The organism is Xenorhabdus kozodoii, from assembly GCF_002632875.1.
Classification (GTDB): domain Bacteria; phylum Pseudomonadota; class Gammaproteobacteria; order Enterobacterales; family Enterobacteriaceae; genus Xenorhabdus; species Xenorhabdus kozodoii.
The window spans coordinates 1-4,302 of sequence record NZ_NJCX01000036.1 but is presented as its reverse complement, the minus strand read 5'-3'; the positions used below and the strand labels follow the sequence as shown (position 1 = coordinate 4,302).

General features: G+C 39.2%; 4 protein-coding genes and 1 pseudogene. All 5 read left to right on the top strand.

Annotation, left to right across the window (positions count from 1 at the left end):
• Nucleotides 1–219: pseudogene (locus Xkoz_RS17560) on the top strand (type VI secretion system tip protein VgrG); the annotation flags it as partial.
• A 5-nt stretch (nt 220–224) separates the two neighbouring features.
• Entirely contained in the window at nt 225–1,019 is a 795-nt protein-coding gene (locus tag Xkoz_RS17555; protein ID WP_099143275.1) for a DUF4123 domain-containing protein, read from the top strand.
• A complete protein-coding gene (locus Xkoz_RS17550) occupies nt 1,009–2,913 on the top strand; it encodes a lipase family protein (protein ID WP_339373907.1) in 1,905 nt (634 codons plus the stop codon). Before Xkoz_RS17555 ends, Xkoz_RS17550 begins: the two co-directional genes overlap by 11 nt.
• Complete coding sequence (locus tag Xkoz_RS17545) at nt 2,913–3,725, top strand: hypothetical protein (RefSeq protein WP_099143274.1); 813 nt, start codon at nt 2,913–2,915, stop codon at nt 3,723–3,725. The genes Xkoz_RS17550 and Xkoz_RS17545 overlap by 1 nt, the downstream gene beginning before the upstream one ends.
• 118 nt (nt 3,726–3,843) lie before the next feature.
• The gene (locus Xkoz_RS21270) at nt 3,844–4,011 is read left to right on the top strand and encodes a PAAR domain-containing protein (RefSeq protein ID WP_167386618.1); all 168 of its coding nucleotides are present in this window, start codon (nt 3,844–3,846) and stop codon (nt 4,009–4,011) included.
• The last annotated feature ends 291 nt before the right edge of the window (nt 4,012–4,302 follow it).

Here is a 4,302-nt window from a genome sequence, read left to right as displayed (position 1 = left end):
AAAGTGGGCGGTACTTTCCTCAAGGTCACGCCGGGCGGCATTTTATCTTCCCCGATTAATGTCGGACAGGGTTCCGCTGGCAGCGGGCGCGGGCTGGCATTGCAACTGCCGGAAGGCGTGGCGCCGTTGCCGGCGGTGGCGTTTCCGGCTCACCCATACTGCCCTGAACTGGCACAACAGGATGCCAGTCCGGTCATTAAACCGGCTAAAAAGGAATAATTATCATGATAGATACTTCAACAAACTGGCAGGCATGGTTAAATAAACCGAATGATGCACCCGTATTTTTTATCCTCAATTCACTGGCGCAACCCAATCCGGTCGACCAATTTTATCGCAATGACTGGGTCGACCAGGCTTTTCCGCTGTATAGCGGTACGCCGATGCACAAGATGCTAAAACAAAGCCCGTGGCTCGTGCAGGCAAAAAGTCGCCAGTTATTCCAGATAGGCATGATGTTGGATCGCCATGCACTCAGTGACCACAGTTGGGGCTGGGCGTACCGCAGCCATATCCCGTGGCAGGAACAGCTTACCCACTGGCAACACCGGCAATTAGTCATGATGAATGGTGAGCAGGTACTGTTCCGCATCATGGATGCACGAGTCTTTGGCGCGATGATCCCAGCATTCACCCCCAGCGACTGGTCACTGATGCTGTCGCCTGTCACAGAACTGATGACCGACACCCCACAGCCGATGCAGTTTTTTCGCCCGAATGAATGTACGGAGGGAAACCGTGAAATCCCTTTTATGCTTGAAAAGCACCTACTGACAGCCTGGTTGCGTTCCCCTTACGGCCTGAAAGTGTTAACCAGTTCACTTTATGATGATTTATGGGAAAACCACGGTGAAATGGCGAGACAACTGGATCACCCCGTGGGCAGTCTGGAATTACGAATAGAACAGTGGTTGCGGCAAAAAATTGAAGCCGGTCATCTCGTTGAAAAAGTCTCGGGTCAAGAATATTTGTTGGCGATGGAACAAGAAAAAATAACAGGAACAATGGATGATGAATAATGAAAATTTAATTTATTGTCACGATTGTCAGAATATGCTGAAAAATAAGATAGAAATTCAGCTTGTTGATGAGCACAATAAACCGATAACCAACATGCCCTATACGTTAAAAAATAGAAAAACCACGCGTAAGGGAACAACAGATGGAAATGGCATGATCCGGGAAGAACATTTAACGGCTTCTCCTTTACGTTTATTTCTGAATGGACAGGAACTTGCTGATGAGATGGAAAAACGCCCGCTCAGAATGAAACGTAACAGCGAATACACTCGCTCTCCCGAAGCGCTGAAATCTATTTCACCCGTTTTTAAAGAGAGCCTGGAATCAGGCCGTCAATATCGCTATGCAAAGATTGGAGAGTTGGTTGATAAATTTCCAGTTATTGAAAAATGGAAAGATGATAATTTTCCCCTTTATCATTTTCCTGATGGAGAACCACAAGGTCTTGAAGTTTATCCATCATATGTAGGTGAATATCGCTATGTTATTGAAGTATGTCCATTTAGGGCATGGTCGTTATTGCTACATCATCAAAAAGACTATTCACTGGTCAATGCCTATAATCTCTCACTGATGAGTATACTAACTTATGCCAATGATAATTCAGATCATATAGGTTCAGTTACTCATTTTTTTAGTATGCAGTTACTTGACCTGTCACGCTCACCTTATCGGGTCAATGATCAGTCCTTTTCCCCGATAGTTTATGACGTCCCATTTAGCGATCGTTACACAGAAATCGTATGCGTTGATTCGAATAAACAAGATGCTCCCCAAGGAGACACTCAACTTTTTTATGTGGCAAACAAGAAAGAAATTATTGTCGGATGGCGTGGCACAGCAAGTAGAACAGATGCTATAACAGATTTAACATTCCAGCCACTAGAATTAGGCTGCACACCTAAAGGTGTATGTAGTGGTTTTAGTGAAAAAGGAAAAGTACATAAAGGATTTTGGGAAGCGTTCAACCTTGTTAAGGCAATAGACGTGCCCAAAAGAGATGATAATAAAAAGGTATTCGAGCATATAATCGAACTAACAGACGAAAAAAAATTATTCGTTTGCGGTCATAGTTTAGGGGGAGCTCTTGCTTTAATTCATAGCGCACAACTAAAAGCACATAATCCTTGCCTTTATACTTACGGTATGCCACGTACATTCACACTAAGCGCGGTTCAAGAGCTTGCTGATATTACTCACTACCGTCACGTCAATGAAAACGATACCGTTCCTTCTGTGCCTTTCAACAAGGATATGGACAATATTGCATTCCAAATAGGCGCGACTCCTTCTGGCGTGTTAATTGAATTATACGATAGCCCCATTGCGGAAGAAGCCTCTAAGTGGTTTTCATCAATTTTGGCAGGAAGACTCGTTGCAAAAGCTTTTAAGCTATTTAGTCGTAATGATGATCCTTTTTTACATCATGGCAAATTAGTTTATTTTTATGTTTCATCTTATTTAGAATCAAAACCTAAGCTGTATTTATTACCATCATTAAATGAAAAAACGCAAAAAGATACTGTTGAATTTATCGAACAATTTAGGCATCAAGAGATGAATTCCCTATACCCAAATAATAATGAAAATCCTGCGGATAAAGGAGTATTAGGGGCTCTCGATCATAGTAGTACCTTATACTCAAGTTATATTGATCAAAGATTAAGGGAGTTATGTGCACTTCCTCCAGATAAAAAACCCCAAAGATCTTCTGAAGATTTATCATTTTTAGATACTGATCCTACCTCTATTGCTGCAATAATGGGGAGAAAAAAGATTAGGAAACATTATTTTCTGATGGAGATAGATAATCAGTTAGCCATTACGCTAGAAATCACCAGAAAAGACGAAAGAGGCCCTGTAGCCTTACAACGTTATTTTGAAAAACAATAATGGATATTACTGCGATGACAATAAAAATTATGCCGTTCACATTATTATCATTCACACTGTGTTTAACAGGATGTGATTTTTTATCGAGCACCATCTCGGAATCCTGGCATTCTTATAAAAATGATGCCAACCCATTCTTTCCTCCCCAAGAAAATAAATGGATCACGGTTGAAGGCATTGTTCCACCAAATACCCAACCGAGCTTAAAAGGTGATTATATTTCAGTAAAGTGTCTTTCTTCGCATTATACTGCAGGTGGTATGCGTTATCATGAATCCAAACATTATTGGAATAAGTTTAATATATTAGTTAATCCAAAGACAGGTTATTTTAAGGAAAGAATACCTTTTGATGGAGGTGGATGGTGCCAATGGAAAATCAATGCTATTTCATTAGCTCTTCGCTATGTCAATGTTAATCATCTGATAAAAGATGCGATACCTTATGATGGAACAGGTATATATGTCGATATAAATAATGCTGAGAAAATACAATATAGCATGAAAAAAGCATTAGATATTATTGAGTATCGCCCTACTATTTATCCTTTTTTAAGAAAACATCACGCAAATCCTGATAAGATAGGATTATATGGAGAAAAAGGTGGTATGACTCCTTTTTGGTTAAGGTTAACAGAAAGAAACGAGTGGAAAATCATCTATAATCCCATACTGGATGAAACTAAAATGCCAAAAATCATTATACCCGGAGGTAATAAACCATCCAGAGTTGAATATCCTGATGGCAAAGTGGATCTCAACAGTGACTCCATTGATTATTGGAAAATAAATAACACACCCCAATGGAAATAGTTATAAGCATTTATTAAATCATCTCAACATCAGAAGCTAACATAATTTATTTATAGTTTCTGATGTTGGTTTTGATATCAATCACTAAACACAATTTTTTTTAGCCATAGGATTAAATATGGCAAACAAAGCCGTTATTTTATTAAACGACACAACCGATCACGGTGGAAAAGTGATTACTGCTGTGGGTGGCTACATTTATAAAAGCATTCCTGTTTTTGGTGAGATGGATTTAGTCGAACACCCCAAATGTGAGGGGGTTTCGGTTATGTATTTAACCCGCTGATTGTGGCTACATTAAGTCAATTCCCATGTATTTGCTTTTTATTAAACATAAATTACATCCTATTCTTTTAGCGTTATTTAATTTCTTTGAAAATAAATTTGACCGTTTATGACATTTTTATATCTAAATGCCCTGCTACCATGATCACTATATATGGGGATGGCGATTGTTATTTTTTAATGCAGAAAAACACCTAAAAATTAGCAAACAAGGATTTTTTACCAAATGCAAAAAATACTTCACCAGACATTCCCTATTTTTATCTAAATTCCCACACAAATATGACTAACA